The organism is Pseudoalteromonas luteoviolacea NCIMB 1944 (assembly GCF_001625565.1).
In the GTDB taxonomy this organism is placed as follows: Bacteria; Pseudomonadota; Gammaproteobacteria; order Enterobacterales; family Alteromonadaceae; genus Pseudoalteromonas; species Pseudoalteromonas luteoviolacea_F.
Genome location: NZ_AUXS01000078.1, coordinates 1 through 240, shown reverse-complemented (window position 1 = coordinate 240; position 240 = coordinate 1). Strand labels below are relative to the sequence as shown.

At 42.9% G+C, this 240-nt stretch carries 1 protein-coding gene; it reads right to left on the bottom strand.

Annotated features, from left to right (window positions below; translation table 11 throughout):
* On the bottom strand, positions 1–240 hold a 240-nt coding region (locus tag N483_RS27380), incomplete at both ends, for a hypothetical protein (RefSeq protein WP_196764427.1).

The window sequence follows — 240 nt, the reverse complement described above, 5'->3', positions numbered from 1 at the left end:
AACACCTTGTGCTTCTATGTATTCATTTCTGTGTTTAAGCCGACGGTAGTCATCAAATTGTTGGAACACCCTGCCAAATTCATCAAACGTTGTCAGTTGAACAACACACTGGCTGCTATCAACAGATGCAAGATCAGAAGATATTCGCACGTCTTTACTTGAGGGTTCATACGAGACATTAGCGATGTTTTTACAGTCAAGCGCCGTGCTATCAAAGTCGGTTACTGAGGCAACATTGCG